12 protein-coding genes are annotated in these 23,416 nt (G+C 67.1%); 8 read left to right on the top strand and 4 right to left on the bottom strand.

Features of this window, described 5'->3' with window-relative positions; translation table 11 throughout:
* Positions 1-8 precede the first annotated feature (8 nt).
* Positions 9-1,022, top strand: a complete 1,014-nt coding sequence (locus JYG34_RS08640; RefSeq protein ID WP_213660307.1) for a GNAT family N-acetyltransferase — start codon at positions 9-11, stop codon at positions 1,020-1,022.
* Between the two features lie 116 nt (positions 1,023-1,138).
* On the opposite strand, the gene JYG34_RS08645 is transcribed toward JYG34_RS08640, so the two are convergent.
* Positions 1,139-1,666, bottom strand: coding sequence for an RNA polymerase factor sigma-70 (locus JYG34_RS08645; RefSeq protein WP_213660308.1), 528 nt, complete (start codon positions 1,664-1,666; stop codon positions 1,139-1,141).
* A gap of 319 nt (positions 1,667-1,985) precedes the next feature.
* On the opposite strand from JYG34_RS08645, the gene JYG34_RS08650 reads away from it, so the two are divergent.
* Entirely contained in the window at positions 1,986-14,933 is a 12,948-nt protein-coding gene (locus JYG34_RS08650) for a non-ribosomal peptide synthetase (protein WP_213660309.1), read from the top strand.
* A 125-nt stretch (positions 14,934-15,058) separates the two neighbouring features.
* Here JYG34_RS08650 and dsbG read toward each other — a convergent pair whose 3' ends face one another.
* The 3 genes from dsbG to dsbD are packed head-to-tail and all read right to left on the bottom strand — an operon-like array spanning position 15,059 to position 18,364.
* Positions 15,059-15,817, bottom strand: coding sequence for a thiol:disulfide interchange protein DsbG (dsbG, locus tag JYG34_RS08655; protein ID WP_213660310.1), 759 nt, complete (start codon positions 15,815-15,817; stop codon positions 15,059-15,061).
* A gap of 1 nt (position 15,818) precedes the next feature.
* Entirely contained in the window at positions 15,819-16,649 is an 831-nt protein-coding gene (locus JYG34_RS08660) for a TlpA family protein disulfide reductase (protein WP_213660311.1), read from the bottom strand.
* Entirely contained in the window at positions 16,649-18,364 is a 1,716-nt protein-coding gene (gene dsbD / locus JYG34_RS08665; RefSeq protein ID WP_213660312.1) for a protein-disulfide reductase DsbD, read from the bottom strand. The genes JYG34_RS08660 and dsbD overlap by 1 nt, the downstream gene beginning before the upstream one ends.
* Positions 18,365-18,666: 302 nt before the next feature.
* On the opposite strand from dsbD, the gene JYG34_RS08670 reads away from it, so the two are divergent.
* The 6 genes from JYG34_RS08670 to JYG34_RS08695 all read left to right on the top strand — a co-directional run bounded on the left by JYG34_RS08670 (position 18,667) and on the right by JYG34_RS08695 (position 23,371).
* Complete coding sequence (locus JYG34_RS08670) at positions 18,667-19,281, top strand: YjfI family protein (RefSeq protein WP_213660313.1); 615 nt, start codon at positions 18,667-18,669, stop codon at positions 19,279-19,281.
* A gap of 17 nt (positions 19,282-19,298) precedes the next feature.
* A complete protein-coding gene (locus JYG34_RS08675; RefSeq protein WP_213660314.1) occupies positions 19,299-19,997 on the top strand; it encodes a PspA/IM30 family protein in 699 nt (232 codons plus the stop codon).
* 341 nt (positions 19,998-20,338) lie between these two features.
* Entirely contained in the window at positions 20,339-20,998 is a 660-nt protein-coding gene (locus tag JYG34_RS08680) for a DUF2491 family protein (RefSeq protein ID WP_213660315.1), read from the top strand.
* Between the two features lie 12 nt (positions 20,999-21,010).
* The gene (locus JYG34_RS08685; RefSeq protein ID WP_213660316.1) at positions 21,011-21,436 is read left to right on the top strand and encodes a DUF350 domain-containing protein; all 426 of its coding nucleotides are present in this window, start codon (positions 21,011-21,013) and stop codon (positions 21,434-21,436) included.
* Between the two features lie 25 nt (positions 21,437-21,461).
* Complete coding sequence (locus tag JYG34_RS08690) at positions 21,462-22,211, top strand: DUF1190 domain-containing protein (RefSeq protein ID WP_213660317.1); 750 nt, start codon at positions 21,462-21,464, stop codon at positions 22,209-22,211.
* Positions 22,212-22,213: 2 nt separating this feature from the next.
* Positions 22,214-23,371, top strand: a complete 1,158-nt coding sequence (locus JYG34_RS08695; protein ID WP_213660318.1) for a glutathionylspermidine synthase family protein — start codon at positions 22,214-22,216, stop codon at positions 23,369-23,371.
* Positions 23,372-23,416: the final 45 nt, after the last annotated feature.

Genomic DNA, 23,416 nt, shown 5'->3' on the forward strand with positions numbered 1-23,416 from the left:
CCATGATCATGCCGTTCGATGCCGCTTCGCAGCCTTCTTGCGCCCCCCGCTGGCACAGCCTGCAGGCCGACGAGGGCGATTGCCGCCTGAGCCTGACCCTTGAAGGCCGCCCGTTGATCCAGGTGCGTCTGGTGGCGGCAGCCCGACTTGAAGTCCACCTCGAGCAGCTCTGCCCGCAGCGCCCGGAGCAGGCGTTGTGGGCGGCCTGCTACTGGTTGCTGTGCCGTGACCCGGCCTGCCAGCGACTGGCCTGGCAACTGCCGCAACCGATACCGCAGGCGCTGGCTAGCGGGTTGTTGGTGGCCGGTGAGCGGCCGGGCGAATATTTCTGCGAGCGCACCCTGTTCTGGCAGTTGCCCCAGCCTTGGCTGGGCAAGTCCGCTGCCGGGGCCTACCCCCAGCAGATGCAGATCAGCAACGGCAAGCGCCACCCCCGGCGCGGGCCCAAGCCTCGGGGTGAGGTATACCGGCGTTTCGATGCGCGCCTTGGGGCCTGGGTGTCACTGCGCACCCTGGAAATCGACCACGACCTCGAGCGATTCAACCGCTGGCAGAACAATCCACGGGTCGTGCACTTCTGGCAGGAAGGTGGCTCGCTCGCCCAGCATCGCGAGTACCTGGCCAAGCTGGAAGCCGATCCGCATACCCTGACCCTGATCGGTTGTTTCGATGACGAGCCCTTTGCCTACTTCGAGGCCTACTGGGCCAAGGAGGACCGCATCGCACCGTTCTATCCGGCCGACGACTACGATCGTGGCATCCACATGCTGGTGGGGGAGGAGGCGCACCGCGGCCCGCACAAGGTGGCCAGCTGGTTGTCGGCGCTGGTTCACTACCTGTTCCTCGACGATCCGCGTACCCAGCGCGTGGTGGCCGAGCCGCGGGCCGACAATGGCAAGATGATCGGCTATATGCACGACCAGTGCTTCCACTGCGAGAAGGAGTTCGATTTCCCGCACAAGCGGGCGGCGCTGATGATTCTGGGGCGGGAGCGCTTCTTCGAACGTTGCAAGTTGGTGTGATGCAGCAGGGGCCGCTTCGCGCCCCATCGCGGCTCAACGCCGCTCCTGCAGAACAACGCGATCCCTGTAGGAGCGGCCTTGAGCCGCGATGGGCCGCGAAGCGGCCCCTTGGGGCTTCAGCCCAGGCGACTGCTCTTGCGGCAATGGATCAGTGCATCACGGATCATGAAGTTGACCAGCGTCGGCGACACCCCCAGCTCCTTGGCGATATCCTTCTGCGGTACCCCGTGCAGGCGGTACATCTCGAAGGCGTAGCGGGTGCGCTGGGGCAGTTCGTTGAGGGCGTCGGCGATGTGCTCGAGGGTGGCGAGGTTGATATGGGTGGCTTCGGGCGAGGCGTTCTGGATGACCACGTTAAGCCCTTCCTCTTCGCTGCCCGAGTATTTCAGCTCCATGGCCTGCTTGCGGTAGTGGTCGATGGCCAGGTTGCGCACGATCTGGAACAGGTAGCTGAGCTGGGCCTTGAACGACGAGGTGATCTGCGGGGCGGCGCTGAGCCGGAAGAAGGCGTCCTGCACCACATCCTCGGCGCGGGACCGGCAACCGGTGATGCGCGCGGCGATCTTGACCAGGATGCCGCGGTTGTCGACGAACGCCTGGAGCAGTGGTGAATCGCACTTACTTGTGGATAGTTGTTCCGCCATGGAAATCACCTTGTCTCTGTGGAAAAAGGGAGCACACCAAGCTAGGAGGCTTCCTACGACGTGCGACAAGCTATTCAGAATGATAATGATTGTCAAATACGAAAGTTAATGATTTTGCATTGCATTTGGTTCTAAGCCGCGGGCTGTGACGGCCTTCAACTTTTCCCGTCGGTCGCGTCCCGCCCTTCGGGCCGGCCACGCTAATTTCTTTCCCGCTCCATCCGTTCCCCTGTGTACATCCGGCTGCCGAGCGCCGCCTGCCCTGATGGGCGGGGCGCCGCTCTGGCACGACTTACCCAGACACTGGCAGGAACATTCCATGACGGACGCCTTCGAACTCCCGCACTCGCTGGTCCAGGCCCTGGCGCAACGCGCCGCCCGGACCCCGGACCGGATCGCCTTGCGCTTCCTGGCCGACGCGCCCGGCGAGCAGGCCGTGCTCAGCTACCGGGACCTCGACCAGCGCGCACGTACCATCGCGGCCGCGTTGCAGGCCAGGGCAGGTTTCGGCGACCGTGCGGTGCTGCTGTTCCCCAGTGGGCCGGACTATGTCGCGGCGTTCTTCGGCTGCCTCTACGCCGGGGTCATCGCCGTGCCGGCCTATCCGCCGGAGTCCGCGCGCCAGCACCATCAGCAGCGGCTGCTGTCGATCATCGCCGACGCCGAGCCGCGCCTGCTGCTGACGGTAGAAGCGCTGCGCGACAGTTTGCAGGGCCTGGAAGCGCTCACCGGCAGCCAAGCCCCTGGCTTGCTGGCAGTGGATCGGCTGGACCCGATGCTCGCGGAGCAGTGGCGCGAACCGGTGCTGGGGGGGGATGACATCGCCTTCCTGCAGTACACCTCCGGCTCCACTGCATTGCCCAAGGGCGTGCAGGTCAGCCACGGCAACCTGGTGGCCAACGAACAACTGATCCGTCACGGTTTCGGCATCGATGTGAACCCTGACGATGTGATCGTCAGCTGGCTCCCCCTGTACCACGACATGGGCCTGATCGGCGGCCTGCTGCAGCCGATCTTCAGCGGCGTGCCGTGCGTATTGATGTCGCCGGGCTACTTCCTCGCCCGGCCGCTGCGCTGGCTGCAGGCAATCAGCGAGTACGGCGGTACCATCAGCGGCGGCCCGGACTTCGCCTACCGCCTGTGCAGCGAACGGGTCAGCGAGGCGGCGTTGGCCGGGCTCGACCTGAGCCGCTGGCGCGTGGCCTATTCCGGCTCCGAGCCGATCCGCCAGGACAGCCTCGATAGCTTCACCGAGAAATTCGCCGCCTGTGGCTTCGCCGCCAGCAGTTTCTTCGCCAGCTACGGTCTGGCCGAGGCGACGCTGTTCGTCAGTGGCAGCCGCCGTGGTCAGGGCATCGGTGCCCTGGAACTGGATGCCGAGGCGTTTGCCGTCAATCGTGCCGAGCCGGGCCAGGGCAGTGTGCTGATGAGTTGCGGCTACCCGCAGCCGGGCCACGCGGTGCGTGTCGTCGAGCCCCAGCGCCTGGAGGTGTTGGGCGACAATCGTGTCGGCGAGATCTGGGCCGCTGGCCCGAGCATCGCCCTTGGCTACTGGCGCAACCCCGAAGCCAGTGCCCGTACCTTCGTCGAGATGGACGGCCAGACCTGGCTGCGCACCGGCGACCTGGGCTTCATGCGCGATGGCGAGGTGTTCGTCACCGGGCGCCTGAAGGACATGCTCATCGTCCGTGGTCAGAACCTCTACCCGCAGGACCTGGAAAAGACCCTGGAACGTGAGGTCGAGGTGCTGCGCAAGGGCCGTGTCGCGGTGTTCGCCGTCGACGACCAGGGCGAGGAGGGCATTGGCGTGGCGGTGGAGATCAGCCGCAACGTGCAGAAGTCGACACCGCCCGACACACTGATCAACACCCTGCGCCGGGTCATCGCCGATGCCTGTCGCCAGGCGCCGGCAGTGGTGCTGCTGCTCAACCCGGGCGCGTTGCCCAAGACCTCCAGCGGCAAGCTGCAGCGTTCGGCTTGCCGGCTGCGCATGAACGACGGCAGCCTGGATTGCTACGCGCGCTTCCCGGCGCAGGCCCAGGCATCGATCGGTGAAGCCGGTGGTGACGATCTGCAGGCGCGCATCGCCGCGGTGTGGCGCGATCTGCTCAAGGTCGAAGCCGTGGCGGCGGACGATCACTTCCTGCTGCTGGGCGGCAATTCCATCGCCGCGACCCAGGTAACCGCGCGCCTGGCCGACGAGCTGGGCGTGGCATTGAGCCTGCGCACGCTGTTCGAGGCACCGACCCTGGCCGAGTACTCGGCTGCGGTGGCGGCCATCCTCGCCGAAGGCGGCGAGGGTGTCGGGCGCATCGTCCTGCAAGGCCGCGATCGGGCCCTGCCGCAATCCCTGGCGCAAAACCGTCTGTGGCTGATGTGGCAACTGGAGCCGCAATCGGTCGCCTACAACATTCCAGCCGGCCTGCACCTGCGTGGCGAACTGGACGAAGCCGCGCTGGAAGCAAGCTTCCAGGCCCTGGTTGTGCGCCACGAGTCCCTGCGCACCGTGTTCGACGAGGTCGATGGCCAGGCGCTGCAGCGCATCCTGCCGAGCCTGCCGCTCACCGTGCAGCGTCTCGACCTGGAAGGGCTGGAGGCCGATGAGGTGGCCGCGCGCCGCGAGCGCGAAGCGCGGCAGCCGTTCGACCTGCGTGTCGGCCCGCTGCTGCGGGTCACCCTGGCGCGCCTGGACGACGAAACCCATCAACTGTGGGTGACCCTGCACCACATCATTGCCGATGGCTGGTCGCTGAACATCCTGCTCGACGAGTTCGCCCGCCTGTATGCCGCGCAAGGCCAGGCCACGAACCTGGCCGAGCTGCCCCTGGGCTACGCCGATTACGGCAACTGGCAGCGCCAGTGGTTGGCCGAGGGCGAGGCCGCGCGGCAACTGGCGTACTGGAGCGACACGCTGGGCGACGAACTGCCGGTGCTCGACCTGAGCACCGACCATCCACGCGGCAACCAACGCAAGCACAGCGCGGCGCGCCTGAGCCTGAAGGTACCGGCCAAGCTCGGCGGCGCCCTGAAAGCCCTGGCCCGCGACCAGCAGGCCAGCCTGTTCATGGTCCTGCTGGCCGGCTGGCAGGCGCTGCTGCACCGCTACACCGGCCAGGGTGATATCCGCGTCGGTGTGCCCAACGCCAACCGCCCGCGCCTGGAAACCCAGGGCATGGTCGGCTTCTTCATCAACACCCAGGTGCTGCGCGCCGAGCTTGAGGGTCGCCTGCCGTTCGAGCAACTACTGGCCCAAGTGCGCCGAGCCACCCTCCAGGCCCAGGCCCACCAGGACCTGCCGTTCGAGCAACTGCTCGAAGCCTTGCCCCAAGCCCGCGAGCAGGGCCTGTTCCAGGTCATGTTCAACCACCAGCAGCGCGATCTTTCGGCCCTGCGCCGCCTGCCCGGCCTGCTCGCCGAAGAGCTGCCGTGGCACAGCCGCGAGGCCAAGTTCGACTTGCAGCTGCACAGCGAGGAAGACCACCAGGGCCGCCTGAGCCTGGCCTTCGACTACGCCGACGAACTGTTCGATGCCAGCACCATCGAGCGCCTGGCCAATCACCTGCTGGCCCTGCTGGAGCAAGTCTGCGCCCAGCCGGCGTTGGCCCTGGGCGACGTGCGCCTGCTTGACGAGACGGGCCGCGCGCAGCTGCTGGCCTGGGGGCAGGCGCCGATGGCGGCCGCGCCACGCTTGCTGGTCGAGCAGCTCAACGAACAGGCTCGCCTGACCCCTGAACGCACCGCGCTGGTGTGGCAGGGCGGCCAGCTCGACTACGCCGAACTGCACCAGCAGGCCAACCGCCTGGCCCATTACCTGCGCGACAAGGGCGTCGGTCCCGACACCTGCGTGGCCATCGCCATCGAGCGTTCGCCGCAATTACTGGTCGGTTTGCTGGCCATCCTCAAGGCCGGTGGCGCATACGTGCCACTGGATGTCGACTACCCGGCCGAGCGCCTGGCGTACATGCTGGGCGACTGCAAGGCCAGCCTGCTGCTCAGCCACAGCGGCCTGCTCGAGCGCTTGCCCCAGGTCGACGGTGTCAGCGCCATCGCCCTCGACCAGCTTCACCTGGACAGCTGGCCAAGCCAAGCCCCCGGCCTGCACCTGCACGGCGACAATCTCGCCTACGTGATCTACACCTCCGGCTCCACCGGCCAGCCCAAGGGCGTCGGCAACACCCACGCCGCGTTGGCCGAGCGCCTGCACTGGATGCAGGCGACCTATGCGCTGGATGACAGCGACGTGCTGATGCAGAAAGCACCGATCAGCTTCGACGTCTCGGTGTGGGAGTGCTTCTGGCCGCTCGTCACCGGGTGCCAGCTGGTGCTGGCCGGCCCCGGCGAGCACCGCGATCCGCAGCGCATCGCCCAGTTGATCCAGCAACACCAGGTGACCACGCTGCACTTCGTGCCGCCGCTGCTGCAGGTGTTCGTCCAGGAACCGCTGGCAGCCGGCTGCACCAGCCTGCGCCGGCTGTTCTCCGGTGGCGAGGCACTGTCCGCCGCGCTGCGTGACCGTGTGTTGCAACTGTTGCCGCAGGTCCAGTTGCACAACCGCTATGGCCCGACCGAAACCGCGATCAACGTCACCCACTGGCATTGCCAGGGCAGCGATGGCGAGCGCTCGCCAATTGGCCGGCCGCTGGGCAATGTGCTGTGCCGGGTGCTGGACGATGAATTCGAACTTGCCGCGCCCGGCGTGCCGGGTGAGCTATGCCTCGGGGGTGTGGGCCTGGCCCGTGGTTACCTGGGCCGCCCAGGGCTGACCGCCGAGCGTTTCGTGCCCCGGCCGGATGGCGACGGCACGCGCCTGTACCGCAGCGGTGACCGTGCGCGCTGGCATGTGCAAGACGAAGCGCTGGACTATCTCGGTCGTCTCGACCAGCAGGTCAAGGTGCGTGGCTTCCGCGTCGAACCGGAGGAAGTGCAGGCTGTGCTGCTGGCCCAGCCGGGGGTCGAGCAGGCCCTGGTGCTGATCCACAAGGACGCCGTTGGCGCCCAGTTGGTGGGCTACTACAGCGGTGGCGCACGGCACGATGGATTGCTGGCTGCCTTGGCCGAGCGTCTGCCGGCGTACATGGTGCCGGCACAACTGATCCACCTTGCGCGGATGCCACTGGGCCCAAGTGGCAAGGTCGACCGCAAGGCATTGCCGGCGCCGGTGTGGCAACAGCGCGAGCATGTCGAGCCGCAAAGCGAACTGCAGCGGCAGGTCGCGGCCATCTGGCGCGAGGTGCTGAACCTGCCGCGGATCGGTTTGCAGGATGACTTCTTCGCCCTCGGCGGCCACTCGCTGCTGGCCACCCAGATCGTTTCGCGCACCCGCCAGGCGCTGGATGTCGAGCTGCCGCTCAAGGCGCTGTTCGAAGCCAGCGAGCTGGGCGCCTTCTGCGCCGAAATCGCCCGCCTGCGTGACAGCGGCGAACGCAACCAGCAAGGCGAAATCGTCCGGGTCGATCGCCGCCAGGCCGTGCCGCTGTCGTACTCGCAGCAGCGCATGTGGTTCCTCTGGCAGATGGAGCCAGACAGCCCGGCCTACAACGTCGGCGGCATGGCACGCTTCAAGGGCGTGCTGCATGTGGACGCCTTCGAGCGTGCCCTGCAGGCCCTGATCGTGCGCCATGAAACCCTGCGCACCACCTTCCCGAGCATCGACGGCAAGCCCTACCAGTGCGTGGCGGGCGACAGCAATCTACAGCTGCACTGGCACGACTTCAGCAGCGATGCCGCCGAGGTTCGCCAGCAACGCCTGCAACAGCTGGCCGACGACCAGGCGCACCAGCCCTTCGACCTGGAGCGCGGCCCGCTGCTGCGCGCCTGCCTGGTCAAGGCCGACGAGCGCGAGCACTACTTCGTGCTGACCCTGCACCACATCGTCACCGAAGGCTGGGCCATGGACATCTTCGCCCGCGAGCTGGGCGAGCTGTACGAGGCCTTCGTCGACGAGCGCGAGTCGCCGCTGGCGCCGCTGCCGGTGCAGTACCTCGACTACAGCGTGTGGCAGCGCCAGTGGCTGGAGGGCGGCGAGGGCGCACGCCAGCTGGCCTACTGGAAAGACCGCCTGGGCGACGAGCACCCGGTGCTGGCCTTGCCGGCCGACCGCCCGCGCCCGGCGGTGCAGAGCCACCGTGGCGAGCTGTACCGGTTCGACCTGGCCCCGGCACTGGTCGAGCGCGTGCACGCATTCAACAGCCAGCGCGGCCTGACCCTGTTCATGACCATGACCGCTACCCTGGCGGCGCTGCTGCACCGCTACAGTGGCCAGCGCGACCTGCGCATCGGCGCGCCGGTGGCCAACCGCATCCGCCCGGAAAGCGAAGGGCTGATCGGCGCCTTCCTCAACACCCAGGTACTGCGTTGCGACGTGGATGGGCAGATGAGCGCCGACGCACTGCTCGAGCAGGTGCGCCAGGCCATCATCGACGGCCAGTCGCACCAGGACCTGCCGTTCGAGCAACTGGTCGAAGCGCTGCAACCGTCGCGTTCGAGCGCCTACAACCCGCTGTTCCAGGTGATGTGCAACGTGCAGCGCTGGGCCTTCCAGCAGAGCCGTGAGCTGGTGGGCATGCAGGTGGACTACCTGGTCAATGACGCCAGCGCCACCAAGTTCGACCTTTACCTGGAAGTCACTGACCTCGACGGCCGCCTGGGCTGCTGCTTCACCTACAGCCGCGACCTGTTCGACGAGCCGCGCATCGCGCGCATGGCCGAGCACTGGCAGCACTTGCTGGTGGCCTTGCTCGACAATCCGCAACAGCGTCTGTGCGAACTGCCGATGCTGGCCGAGGCCGAGCAGCAGGCGCTGGTCGGTCAGCTCCAGGGCGAGCAGGACTTCGAGCTCACCCAGACGCTCCACGGCCTGTTCGCCGCCCAGGCCGAGCGCACGCCGCAGGCACTGGCGCTGACCTTCGCCGGCAATCACCTGAGCTACGCCGAGCTCGACCAGCAGGCCAACCGCCTGGCCCGCGCCCTGCGCGAACGCGGGGTCGGCCCGCAGGTGCGGGTAGGCCTGGCGCTGGAGCGCTCGCTGGAGATGGTGGTCGGCCTGCTGGCCGTTCTCAAGGCCGGTGGCGCCTATGTGCCGCTCGACCCTGAATACCCGCTCGACCGCCTGCGCTACATGATCGAAGACAGCCGCATCGGCCTGCTGATCGGCCAGCGTGCGCTGCTCGGCACCCTGGGCGAGCTGCCCGAGGGCGTCGCCCGCTGGAGCCTGGAGGACGATGCCGCCAGCCTGGCCGCCTACAGCGACGCGCCGCTGGACAACCTCAACCTGCCGCAGCATCAGGCCTACCTGATCTACACCTCCGGCTCCACCGGCAAACCAAAGGGCGTGGTGGTCAGCCATGGCGAGATCGCCATGCACTGCCAGGCAGTCATCGCTGAATTCGCCATGCGCAGCGACGACTGCGAGCTGCACTTCTATTCGATCAACTTCGACGCTGCCAGCGAACGCTTGCTGACGCCGCTGCTGTGTGGCGCCCGTGTGGTGCTGCGGGCCCAGGGCCAGTGGGGCGCCGAAGAAATCTGCCAACTGGTGCGCGAGCAGCAGGTGAGCATCCTCGGTTTCACCCCGAGCTACGGCAGCCAGCTGGCCCAGTACCTGGCCGGGCAGGGCGAGCAACTGCCGGTGCGCCTGGTGATCACCGGGGGCGAGGCACTGGCCGGCGAGCATCTGCAACGCATTCGTCAAGCTTTCGTACCCCAGCAGTTCTTCAACGCCTACGGCCCCACCGAAACCGTGGTCATGCCGCTGGCATGCCTGGCGCCGGAGACACTGCCCGCCGATGCCGGCAGTGTGCCGATCGGCCGGGTGATCGGTGCCCGCACCGCCTACATCCTTGACGAGGATCTAGCCCTGCTGCCGCAAGGTGGCGTCGGTGAGCTGTACGTGGGTGGCGCCGGCCTGGCCCAGGGTTACCACGACCGCCCGGGTCTGAGCGCCGAGCGTTTCGTCGCCGACCCGTTCAGCCACGACGGTGGCCGGCTGTACCGCACCGGCGACCTGGTGCGCCTGCGCACCGATGGCCTGGTGGAGTACGTCGGCCGTGCCGACCAGCAGGTGAAGATCCGCGGCTTCCGTATCGAGCTGGGTGAGATCGAAAGCCGCCTGCAGGAGCATGCCGATGTCGAGGAAGCCGTGGTGCTGGCCCTCGACCTGCCGGGTGGCAGGCAACTGGTGGGTTACCTGGTCTGCCCGCAGGCCAGTGGCAATCCGCAGGCACAGGCCGCGCTGCGCGAAGCGGTCAAGGCCGACGCCCGCCTGCACCTGCCGGACTACATGGTGCCGGCGCACCTGGTACTGCTCGAGCGCCTGCCGCTGATGGGCAACGGCAAGCTCGACCGCCGCGCGCTGCCGGCCCCGGACCTGGAACAGCCGCGCCAGCATTACCAGGCCCCGGCCAACGAACTGGAAACCCAACTGACGCAGGTTTGGCGCGAAGTGCTCAACGTTTCGCGCATCGGTGTGCAGGACAATTTCTTCGAACTGGGCGGCGACTCGATCCTGTCGATCCAGGTGGTCAGCCGTGCCCGTCAGCTGGGGCTGCAGTTCACCCCGCGCGACCTGTTCCAGCACCAGACCATCCAGACCCTGGCCGCCGTGGTCACTCGCAGTGAGGCACCTGGCAATATCGAACAAGGCCAGCGCCAGGGGCGCACCGGCCTGACACCGATCCAGCACTGGTTCTTCGACAGCGAGGTGCCGCAGCCGCAGCACTGGAACCAGGCAGTACTGCTGCAGGCGCTTCAGCCCTTGCAAACCGAGGCACTGGAGCAGGCCTTGAATGCGCTGGTGGCGCATCACGACAGCCTGCGCCTGCACTTCGAGCAGCACAACGGGCGTTGGCAGGGCCGCTATGGCCAGCCGACGGCCCAACCGCTGTTGTGGACGGCCACGGTCGCCGATTTCGATGAGTGCCAGGCGCTCTACACCGATGTACAACGCAGCCTCGACCTGGCCCAGGGGCCGTTGCTGCGCGCACTGCTGGTGACCGACGGGCAGGGTGCGCAACGGCTGTTGCTGGCGATCCACCACCTGGTGGTCGACGGTGTGTCCTGGCGTGTGCTGCTGGAAGACTTGCAGGCGCTGTATCGCGGCGAAACCCTCGCGGCCAAGACCCACGCCATGGGCGAGTGGGCCGCACGCCTGGCCAGCTATGCCGGCAGCGACTCGCTGCGTGACGAGTTGACTTGGTGGGAAGGCCAACTGGGCAGCGCCCGCCATGAACTGCCGTGCGATCACCCGCAGGGCGGGAACCTCAATCGCCATGCGCGCAGCGTGGCCATCGAACTGGATGTGGAGCAGACCCGCCAACTGCTGCAACAGGCTCCGGCGGCCTATCACACTCAGGCCAACGACCTGCTGCTGACTGCCCTGGCTCGAACCCTGTGCCGCTGGAGCGGCGACGAGCAGGTGTTGGTGCAGTTGGAAGGCCACGGCCGTGACGGTTTGTTCGAGGACATGGACCTGACTCGCAGCGTCGGTTGGTTCACCAACGCCTACCCGCTGAGCCTGAACCCCATGGTCGGCGAGGACGAGACTGCCCGCGCAGCGTCAATCAAGCGCATCAAGGAGCAACTGCGCCAGGTGCCGCACAAAGGGCAGGGCTATGGCGTGCTGCGCTACCTGGCCGATGACGCCGACCGTGAGCGCATGGCCGCGCTGCCCCAGGCGCGCATTACCTTCAACTACCTCGGCCAGTTCGACCAGCAGTTCGACGCGGCCGCGCTGTTCCAGCCGCTCGACGCCCCGGCCGGCCTGGCCCACGACCTGGATGCGCCGCTGTCCAACTGGCTCAGCGTCGACGGCCAGGTGTACGGCGGCGCCCTGCAACTGCGCTGGAGCTTCAGCACCGAACGCTACGACGAGGCGACCATCGACCGGTTGGCCGAGGCCTACCGTCAGGAACTGCTGGCCCTGGTCGCCCACTGCCTGGCGGATGGCAACGGCAGCTTCACGCCATCGGACTTCCCGCTGGCTCAGTTGAGCCAGGAACAGATCGATGCCTTGCCGGTGCCGGCCACCGAGATCGAGGACGTCTACCCGCTGACGCCAATGCAGGAAGGCCTGCTGCTGCATACCCTGCTGGAGCCGGGCACCGGCCTGTACTACATGCAGGACCGCTATCGCATCAACAGCGCCCTGGACCCCGAGCGCTTCGCCCAGGCCTGGCAGGCCGTGGTGGCGCGCCATGAAGCTCTGCGCGCCTCGTTCAGCTGGAACGCCGGTGAAGCGATGCTGCAGATCATCCACAAGCCGGGCCATACACCGGTGGATTACCAGGACTGGCGCGGCCTCGACGAAACCACCCAGGAGGCGCGCCTGCAGGCCCTGCACAAGCAGGAACGCGAGGCCGGCTTCGAGCTGCTGCGCGAGGCACCGTTCCACCTGCGCCTGGTGCGGGTGGACGATGCCCGCTACTGGTTCATGATGAGCAACCACCACATCCTCATCGATGCCTGGTGCCGTTCGCTGCTGATGAACGACTTCTTCGAGCTCTACCAGGCCCTTGGTGAAGGCCGCCAGGCGCAATTGCCGGTACCGCCGCGCTACCGTGACTACATCGGTTGGTTGCAGCGCCAGGACCTGGGCGAGGCGCGCCAGTGGTGGCAGGACAACCTGGCCGGCTTCGAACGTGCCACGGCGATCCCCAGCGATCGCCCGCTGCGCCATGACCATGCCGGCGACGGCATGCTGGTCGGCGACTGCTACACCCGCCTCGACGTCGCCGAGGGTGCCCGCCTGCGCGAGCTGGCCCAGGCCCACCAGCTGACCGTCAACACCTTCGCCCAGGCGGCCTGGGCCCTGACCCTGGCACGCTACAGCGGCGAGCGCGACGTGGTGTTCGGCGTCACCGTGGCCGGGCGCCCGGTGAGCCTGCCGCAGATGCAGCGCACGGTCGGCCTGTTCATCAACAGCATCGCCCTGCGCGTGCAGTTGCCGCAGCCCGGCGAGCGCGCCAGCGTGCGCCAGTGGCTGCAAGGCCTGCTGGACCGCAACATGCAGCTGCGCGAATACGAATACCTGCCGCTGGTGGCCATCCAGGAATGCAGCGAGCTGCCCAAGGGCCAGCCGCTGTTCGACAGCCTGTTCGTGTTCGAGAACGCCCCGGTGGAAACCGCCGTGCTCGACCACGCCCAGCACCTGAACGCCAGCTCCGACTCGGGGCGCACCCACACCAACTTCCCGCTGACCGCGGTGTGCTACCCGGGCGACGACCTGGGCCTGCACCTGTCGTTCGACCAGCGCTACTTCGACTACCCGACCGTCGAACGCCTGCTGGCCGAGTTCAAGCGCCTGCTGCTGGCGCTGGTCGAGGGCTTCGAAGGGGAGGTGGGCGAGCTGCCGCTGCTGGGTGCCGACGAGCAGCGTTTCCTGCTCGATGACTGCAACCGCACCGAGCATGCCTATGAGCTGGAGCAGAGCTACATCGAACTGTTCGAGGCGCGGGTGGCCGCCCATCCGCAACGCACCGTCGCCCGCTGCCTGGACGCCGCGTTCGACTATGCCGGGCTGAACCTGGCCGCCAACCGCCTGGGGCATGCCCTGGTTGCGGCAGGTGTGGCCGTCGACCAGCCGGTGGCGCTGCTGGCCGAGCGGGGCCTGGCATTGTTGGGGATGATCGTCGGCAGCTTCAAGGCCGGCGCCGGTTACCTGCCGTTGGATCCGGGCCTGCCGTCGGCGCGCCTGCAACGCATCGTCGAGCTCAGCCGCACGCCGGTGCTGGTGTGCAGCGCCGCCTGCGCCGAACAGGCGCGGCTGTTGCTCGATGAAGTGGCCGGGGCCGTGCGGCCCAAGCTGCTGGTGTGGGAAGAGGTGCAGGCGAGCAACGTCGCCAGCCACAACCCAGGCATTCACAGCGGGCCGGACAACCTCGCCTACGTGATCTACACCTCGGGCTCCACAGGCTTGCCAAAGGGGGTGATGGTCGAGCAGCGCGGCATGCTCAACAACCAGCTGAGCAAGGTGCCGTACCTGGCGCTGGATGAGCAGGATGTGATTGCCCAGACCGCCTCGCAGAGCTTCGACATCTCGGTGTGGCAGTTCCTCGCCGCGCCGCTGTTCGGGGCCAAGGTGGAGATCGTGCCGAACGCCATCGCCCATGACCCGCAGGGCTTGCTGGCCCACGTGCAGGCCACCGGCATCACCGTGCTGGAAAGCGTGCCGTCGCTGATCCAGGGCATGCTGGCCAACGACCACCAGGCCCTCGACGGCCTGCGCTGGATGCTACCCACCGGTGAGGCGATGCCACCGGAGCTTGCCGCGCAATGGCTGCAGCGTTATCCGGCCATCGGCCTGGTCAACGCCTATGGCCCGGCAGAGTGTTCGGACGACGTGGCGTTCTTCCGCGTGGACCTTGAGTCGACCCAGGGCAGCTACCTGCCGATAGGGACGCCGACCGACAACAACCGCCTGTACCTGCTGGGCGAGGACCAGACCCTGGTGCCGCTGGGTGCGGTGGGTGAGTTGTGCGTTGCCGGCACCGGCGTAGGCCGTGGTTATGTCGGCGACCCGGTGCGCACGGCACAGGCCTTCATCCCGCATCCTTATGGAGCACCGGGTGAGCGCCTGTATCGCACCGGCGACCTGGCTCGCCGCCGCGCGGATGGCGTGTTGGCGTATGTCGGCCGTATCGACCACCAGGTGAAGATCCGCGGCTACCGCATCGAACTGGGCGAAATCGAGGCGCGCCTGCACGAGCAGCCGGAGCTGCGCGATGCCGCCGTGGGCGTGCAGGAAGGCGCCAACGGCAAGCACCTGGTCGGCTACCTGGTGGCGCACCAGGGCGTCGAGGCCGATGCCGCGCTGCTCGACCAGCTCAAGCAACGCCTGCGTGCCGAGTTGCCGGAATACATGGTGCCGCTGCACTGGGGCTGGTTCGACAGCCTGCCGCACAACGCCAACGGCAAGCTCGACCGCAAGGCGCTGCCGGCCATCGACATCGGTGGCCAGCATAGCCAGGACTACCTGGCGCCGCGCAACGAGCTGGAGGAGACCCTCGCCGGGATCTGGGCCGATGTGCTCAAGGCCGAGCGGGTGGGGGTGCGCGACAATTTCTTCGAGCTGGGCGGGCATTCGCTGCTGGCCACGCAGATCGCCTCGCGGGTGCAGAAGGCGCTGCAACTGAACGTGCCGCTGCGGGCGATGTTCGAGTGCAGCACGGTGGAGGCGTTGGCGGTGTATGTGCAGGGGCTGCAGGGCAGTGCGCTGGACGATGACAAGGTCGATCGGTTGAGTGACCTGATGGCGGAGCTGGAGGCGCTGTAGCAGTAACAAGGGCAATCATGTCGGCGCTCTTCGCGGGTAACCCCGCTCCCACAGGCACACCGCAATCTTCGAATCTGCGGTGTACCTGTGGGGGCGGGGTTACCCGCGAAAGGGCCGATGCGGTCTCAGCGCTTGCCGAGAATCTTGCCCAGCATCTCCGGCCGCGGCGCCCCTTGCTGGCTCTGCAACTGGCCTTTCTCATCCTGGTAGAAGATCGCCGGCGTCGCCGCCAGCCCCAGCTCTTCCATCAGCGCCATGTTGCCCTCGAGCTTCTTCTGCACCGCCTCGGGCACGCTCTCCAATGCTTTGAGCGTACTGGCCTTGCCGGCTTTCTCATGCACTTGCAACGCCTTGGCCGGGTCCTTGGCGGCCAGCAGGGCGGCGGACTTGCCCGGGCTGTCCTCGCGGATGATGCCGACCATGATGTGGCGCAACTGCACCTTGCCCGACTCCACCCACGGCCGCGCCTGTTCCCAGAACATGTTGCAGTAGGGGCAGTTGGGGTCGCTGAACAGGTAGACGATGCGCGGCGCGTCGGCCTTGCCGTCCTGGATCCAGGCGGCCTTTTCCATCTTCGCCCAGATCGCCTTGCTCATGGGCGCGTACACCAGCTTCTCCAGCGGCTCGGCGCTGAGGTCCTTGCCCTGCTCGTCGAACAGGCTGCCCACCAGCACATGCTTGCCGTCGGGGGTGAGGTACAGGGCGATGCCGTTGTTGTGGTACTCGGCGGCATAGCCGCGCAGGCCGTTGGGGGCGTTGAAGCTGCCCTTGATCACGGCGCCCTTGGCCTGCAGTTGCTGGATCGGCTTGGGCAGCTCCTCTGCGTGCAGCGCGGGGGCGGCGAGCAGGGCGAGGGTCAGGGGCAGCAGCGCATTCAATCGCATGTCAGTTTCCTTGTGGGGCGGGCGCGTCGGCGCGTTCGAAGGGTTCCAGGGCGTGGCGCAGGCTGGCGCGCGACAGTTCGCCCAGGTGGCTGCCGACCAGCCGGCCATCGGCGTTGTAGAACAGGGTGGTGGGCAGGGCCATGGAGCCGACCCGGCGGGCCAGCTCGCCGGTGCCGTCGAACAGCACATGGGACAGCGTCAGGCCGGTGGTGGCCATGAAGGTGCTGACGTTTTCCGGGGTCTCGCCCTGGTTGACGAACAGGAAGGTCACATGGGGGTAGTCGTCCTCGGCCTGTTGCAGCACCGGCATCTCACGGCGGCAGGGTGGGCACCAGGTGGCCCAGATATTGATCACCAGCGGCCGGCCACGGTAGTCGTGCAGGGCCACGGCCTGGCCGCGGCTGTCATGCAAGGTCATCTGCGGCAGCTCGGTGCCCTTGCTGTAGAGATGGCTGGCCAGGCTGCCGAGCCCCCAGAACAGCGCGCCGCTGAACAACGCCCAGCCCAGTGGCCGGCGCAGGCCTGGGCGGCGCCAAGCCTGCCAGGCGGTGCCCAGCACAACGCCCAGCAGCCCGCCCCAGAGCAGGAAGCCGCCATCGCGGATGTCGATGATCTGCAGCGGGTCGTCGCGGTACATCGGCCAGTAGGCCAGCACGAACCCCAGGCGGGCGAACAGCAGGCCCAGCAGGAACAGGTTGAACAGCGCCGACTCGGGGTTCTCGCCACCGCGTTTGGCCACGCGCCAGCCCACCAGGCTGGCGATCCCCAGGGCCGCGAGCAGCAGCAGGTGGTTCAGGGCCATGGTCAATGGCCCGAGGGTGACGGTCAGCATCAGCCTTGGCTCCTGGTCTGGGCCCAGTGCTTCAGGAAACCGGCGGCGTCGACTTCGCCGGTGATGCGCTGGGCGCGGCGTTCATCACCTTCGGGGCCGATCCAGATCAGGCTGGGCGGGCCGGGGACCTGGTAGCGTTGCAGCAGTTCGCGGCTGGCTGGAGTGTCGGCGGTCACGTCCAGGCGCACCAGATGCACGCCGGCCAGGCTGGCGAGTACGTCAGGGCGGGCGAATACCTGCTTTTCCATCACCTTGCACGACACGCACCAGTCGGCATAGTAGTCCAGCATCACCCACTGGCCACGGGCCTTGGCGGCATCGAGCTCGCGTTGCAGGTCGGCGGGCGCGCTGACGGTGACGAAGGCATCGTGGGCATCGACCCTTGCCGGGCTGCCAGCTTGAGCGGTGAATGGCTGCAGCGGTTGCCACAGGTCATTGCCACCGGCCGCGGCGCCGACCAGCAGCAGGCCCCCCCACAATGCACCCAGCAGCGGCACCGCGCGCAGGGCCGGCAATGCGTGCAGGGCCGGCCAGGTCGCCCAGCCCAGGGCGATCAGCCAGCCCCCGGCCAGGGCCAGCAGCAGCGGTTCGGGCAGCAAGGTGCGCACGGTGTACAGGGCCATGGCCAGGAACACGAAGCCGAACACCCCTTTGACCCGGTTCATCCAGGCGCCTGGGCGCGGCAGGTAGCGGTTGCCCAGGGTCACCAGCAACAGCAGTGGCACGCCCATGCCCAGCCCCAGGCTGAACAGCACCAGCGCGCCTTGCAGCATGTCGCCGCTCTGGGCGATGTAGAGCAGCGCACCGGCCAGCGGGGCGGTCATGCACGGGCCGAGCAGCAGGCCCGACAGGGCGCCGAGCAGCGCCGCGCCATACAGGTTGCCGCCCCGGGTGCCTTGCCCGGCGCGGTCCAGGCGGTCGCGCAGGGTGGCGGGCAGTTGCAGTTCGAACGCGCCAAACATCGGCAGGGCGAGCAGCACGAACAACGCCGCCAGGCTGCCCAGCAGCCAGGGTTGCTGCAACCAGGCCTGCAGGCTGGCGCCCAGCAGTGCGGCGACCACCCCCAGGGCGGCGTACACCAGCGCCATGCTCAGTACGTAGACCCCGGCCAGCAGCCAGCCGCGCCGGGCGCTGGCGCCGTTGCCCAGGACCAGCCCGGCGAGGATCGGCAACATGGGCAGTGAGCAGGGGGTGAAGGCCAGCAGCAGGCCCAGGCCGAAGAACGCCAGCAGGCTCCAGGCCAGGGTGGACTGTTGCAGGCCGCTGGCCAGGGCCTGGTCGCTGGCCTGTGCCGTGTCCGCTGCCGGCGTCGCGCCGCCCAGTGCGATGGGCGTGGTCTGTGGCGGGTAGCAAAGGCCGGCGTCGGCACAACCTTGCCAGCCCAGGCGCAGCTCGCCAATGGCGGCGGCTGGGAGCAGAAGCTCGAGTTGGTCGCGATAGACCGCGCTGTCGCCGAAGAATTCGTCGTGGTGGTTGAGGGCTGGAGGTAGCGCGGGGTGTTGTTCTTCAGGCAAGCCATCGAACTTCAGGCGCTTTTGATAGAGGTAATAACCGTCCTTGATCTGGAAGTGCAGGCGCATCTGGCCGTCGGGCAGGCGGTCGTGGGTCAGCACGAAGGCCTGGTCGACCGGCAGGAAGTCCGGTTTGACGGCGAAGGGGTTGGCCTGGAGCGGGCCGGCGAGCAGGAATGTCAGGAACAACAGGAGCACACGCATGTCTAGGCCTTGGCAGCGCTTTGAAGGGGACCATGCTGGCCGTGGTTCATTAACCCAAGGTTAACCCGGTCCTACAGGGTGGTGTTTCAAGGGGTTTTGGGGCCCGGCAATGGACCGCGGGGTGGCGGACAGGTGCCTGTCCCAGAAATTGCAGTGTTCTCGAGATCGAGCGCCGCCCGCGCGGCGCTCGATCTCATGGGCACTGCAACTCCAACGATGAACATCTCGAAAGCGCAACCCCCACTTGATACCGTCACAAAGCAGGCGTACCGTTCCTCACATGTGAGAAAAGGATACCCTCGATGGCAGGCAAGAAAAGCTCCACCGACTATATGCGAGACATGCGCGCCCGGCTCAAGGCCGCCGGCTACGTCAAGCGCGAGTTGTGGATCCTGCCCGAGCACGCCGCCGCCCTGCGCGGCATCGAGAAGGCTTTACGCCAGCCCCATGGGGGCAAACAGGTCAGAACGGAGGATTTCATGACCGAGCACAAACACTGGACGATCGAATCGCTGCACAGCGCCCTGCAGGAGCTGGATGAAGTGCGCGAAGGGTCGATCGGCCTGTCCCTGCAACAAGGCGCCGAGCCCAGCCTGAAGCTGGAAATGCGCGAACTGGACGGCCTGCCGCTCTACATCGCCGTGGCCGGTGAGCAGATCCTGGTCGACACGCTGCTGGTGGCAGCGAGCCAGGTCAAGGACCGCGCCGCGTTCAACGACGCCGTGCTGCGCACCCGCGACGTGTTCCCGCTGTCGTCCATCGGCCTGCACACGCTGCCTTCGGGCGAGTCGGTGTACACCATGTTCGGCGCCCTGAGCGCCGCCTCGTCGCTGGACAATATCGTCCAGGAGATCCAGACCCTGGCGGAAAACGTCATCACCGCCGCCGACGATTTCGACGTCTACTTCACCCACTGATTTTCCGGAGATTCCCCATGAGCCTGTTGAAAAAGATCGTCACCGCCCTGCGTGGCGGCGCTTCGGAAGTCGGTGAGGCGATCGTCGACTCCCAAGCCCTGCGCATCCTCGACCAGGAGATCCGCGACGCCGACAACAACCTGATCGACGCGCGCAACCAGCTGGTCAAGATCATGGCCAAGCACAAGACCGCGCAGCAGCGCATCGAAGAGTTCAACAAGACCATCGGCGACTGGGAGCAGAAAGCCATCGCCGCCCTGGACAAGGGCGAAGAGGGCCTGGCCCACGAATGCGCCGCGCGCATCGCCGACCTCACCAACCAGCGCGATTCCGAACAGGCCCTGGCCGACCAGTTCGGCGCTTCGGTGAAGACCCTCACCGACACGGTCAACAAGACCGAAAGCCAGATCAAGGGCCTCAAGCAACAGGTGGACCTGATCAAGGCCCGCGAAAGCGTGCAGCGCGCCCAGGTCAGCGCGGCCTCGGCCACCGGTGGCGCCAACGGCAGCCTGGAAACGGCGGTGGGTTCGCTGGATCGCATCAAGAAGCGCCAGAGCGAGCGCGCCGCCGAGCTGGAAGCGGCGGCCGAGCTGGCGGGCAAAGCCGATGGCAGCGACCTGGAGGCGCGCCTGAAGGCCGCTGGCATCGGTGGCAGCAACAGTGGTGCCGACGATGTGCTGGCGCGTCTGAAGGCCAAGGCGGCGAAGCCTGAGTGATCAAGGGGGTGTGAGGCCAGCAGTGTTGTGCTGGCTGCACTGGCCTAAACCGTAACCCATTGGTTCGGTGCGATCTCTGTAGGAGCGGCTTTAGCCGCGATCACCCGCGAAGCGGGTGCCAGGCACCGCGTCGCCTGCATCGCGGCTGAAGCCGCTCCTACAGTGAGCAGGCGCGCACCATTGGCGCGGCCAATGAAAACCAGTATCGTGTCGCCCCCGCCAAAGGACTGCCGCGACCCCAAGGGATTCTTCATGTCGCCCTCACCACACAGGCCCTGCCTGTTCGCGTCACCTCTGGCCTGCGTCCACGCTCCGTCACAACCTCACCAAGGAGACACCCCGTGGGTTGGTTGAAACGCTTCATGGGCTTCGAGGCGCCCAAGCCCGCAGCCACTTCCGCCAAAGCCTCCGGCAACCTGCCGTTCGGCCTGGCCAGCGGCCGCCTGATCAAGCTCGACAGTTCGCTCAAGCTGCTGCTCGATGGCCACAGCGAGCTCGAAGTCCCTGACCAGGAGGTGGTCTGGGCCGTTGGCGAGGTCGATCTCGGCCAGTCGATGCGCCTGGCCCGCTTCTACATGGAAGACGAGGACTACTGGCTACAAGTGGTGATGAACGGCGCGTCGGCCGACGATGTGCGCGACATCATCCTGTTCGGCTACTACAGCGCGGTGCCCATCACCAGCGACGCTGAACTCAAGCGCCTGGTCGGCCCGGATTCGAGCATCGGCCTGCCGTACTACGAGCACGAAGGCTACGAATTCGTCCGCCAGTGGGGCAGCGAGGACGGGCAGACCGAGCTGACGCCGATCAGCGAATGGGTGACCAGCCCCGAAACCAGCTACCGCATCCAGCACCTGTCCATGCTGTATGCCCGCGAGACCGGCCTGACCGATCGCCGCGAATTCCTCCTGCTGTCGGTGGAGGAAGACGAAGAAGGGAATGTCAGCCTCACCACCTCGGTGGGCGTCACCCTGCAATCAACGGACTTTCACGTCATCTGACAAGGATCCACCATGCTCGAAGCACTTCGCATGTCGCTCAACGCCGAGGCGGTGATCGGCTTCATTCTCTACATCAGCGTGGCGCTGGTGCTGTTCTGGGTGTTCCAGTTCATCTACACCCACCTCACCCCGCACCGCGAGTTCGCCCTGATCCGCGACAACAACAGCGCCGCGGCCATCGCCCTGGGTGGCGCGCTGATCGGTTTCTCGCTGCCGGCCAGCAACATCATCGCCTACAGCGTCAGCCTGCTCGATTTCGTGGTCTGGGTAGTGATCGCCGCAGCCGTCCAACTGCTGGCCTTCGGCATCACCAGCCTGGTGCTCAAGGGCCTGGCCAACCGCATCGCCAAGGGCGAGATGGCCGCCGCGATCTATGCCGCCGCCGTGGCGATCAGCGTGGGCTTCCTCAACTCGGCCTGCATGACCCCCTCGGTCTGACTCGTTCGCGCGCAAGGAGCCCTTCATGAGACGCAGTTCCGTCAAGCTGGTATTGGCCAGCTCCCTGCCACTGGCGCTGTCCGCGTGCAGCGCGCCGGAGGAGACCTACACGGTCAGCAAACGCACCAACTACACCACCGTGCAGGCTTGTGTCGACGACAAGGTGCCGGTGGACGTGTGTTCCGACGCCTACATGCAGGCGCTGGCCGACCACCGCCGCATCGCCCCCACCTACGGTGACAAGGCCGCCTGCGAGGCCGACTTCGTGCCAGACTATTGCCAGGTGACCAGCGACGGCCGCTACATGCCGCGCCTGGGTGGCTTCGAGTTGGCGGTGTCGGGCGAGGTCAGTCAGTCGCAGGTCGACGCGGCTCGCGCCCAGATCGAGAACAGCGGCCAGGGCGGCAGCGGTGGCAGCAATGTCAACGGCTTGCTCACTGGCCTGCTGCTGGGTCAGGTGCTCAGCGGCGGCAACCGCCAGTACTACTCGCAGCCGGTCTATCAGTACCGTGACAGCCGTGGCGACTACCGCAACTCTACGCTGGGGCAGCAAGTCGACCAGGGCAAGCGTTTCGAGCGCTCCGACCAGGCCCAGAGCAGTGGCACCGGCAGCTACACCTACTCGGGTGGTTCTTCCAACCGCAACTACACCTCGACGTCCTCCACCCGCTCCAGCGTCTCTTCGTCGACCTCCCGTGGCGGCTTCGGCAGCCAGGCCACCGCGCGCAGCGGCTGGGGCGGCAAGAGCAGCGGCGGCTTCAGCTTCGGCGGTTGAGCATGCGCAGGATCAGCATCGAAGAGCGCCCGGACTGGCGCGCCACCGCCGAACGCGAGGGTTTTACCTTCCATACCATCGATGGCGAGCGCTACTGGGACGAGCGCGGCTACTACCAGTTCAGCGAGGCCCAGGTCAGCCGCGACCTGGAAGCGCCGACCCAGGAGCTGCACGCCATGTGCCTGGACGCTGTCGAACGCATCGTCGACAGCGAGGCATTGATGACCCGCCTGGCCATCCCGCCGGCGTTCTTCGACCTGGTGCGCCGTTCGTGGAAGGAGGGCCAGCGCCACCTGTATGGGCGCTTCGACTTCAGCTACGACGGCAGTGGCCCAGCCAAGCTGATCGAGGCCAACTACGACACGCCGACCTCGCTCTACGAGGCGGCGGCGTTCCAGCTGATCTGGCTGGAGGAACAGATCCAGCGTGGTGTGCTGGCGCCGCATGCCAGCCAGTTCAACACCCTGGCCGAGGACCTGGTGAAGGCTTTCGCTGCGTTCGAGCGCGAGGGCACGTTCTACTTTTCCGCCATCGGCGGCTCGGCGGAGGACCGCGGCACCACTGACTTTCTGCGCAAGATGGCCGAGCATGTCGGTATCGCCACCCGGCACATCGACCTGGAGGATATCGGCCTGGACGGTGCGGGGCGCTTCGTCGACCTTGAAGGCCGTCCGATCCCCCGGCTGTTCAAGCTGCATGCCTGGGAGCACATCTTCCACGAGGACTTCGGCCGCGCCATCGCCGGGAGCGGCACCCAGTTCATCGAGCCGGCCTGGAAGTCGCTGATCTCCAACAAGGGCATCCTGCCGCTGCTGTGGGAGTGGCACGCAGGGCACCCCAACCTGCTGCCGGCGTACCTCGACCAGGACCCGCGCAGCCCGGTGCCCAAGGGCTGGGTGCGCAAGCCGTACTTCTCCCGCGAGGGGGCCAACGTCGACATCCGCACGCCCGACGACCAGCGGGTGTTCGAGGATGGGCCCTACGACGATGCGCCCTACATCCTCCAGGCGTTTGCGCCGCTGCCGAAGTTCGGTGACAGCTACACCCTGATCGGTTCGTGGGTCATTGGCGACCAGGCCTCGGGCATTGGCATTCGCGAGGACGATAGCCTGATCACCAAGGACAGCTCGCGCTTCCTGCCCCATGTGGTGTTGGGCTGAGCCGCGTGGCAGACGAGGCGTTCTGAGGTAGGTTGCAGGACCTCT

The organism is Pseudomonas entomophila (assembly GCF_018417595.1).
Taxonomy (GTDB): domain Bacteria; phylum Pseudomonadota; class Gammaproteobacteria; order Pseudomonadales; family Pseudomonadaceae; genus Aquipseudomonas; species Aquipseudomonas entomophila_C.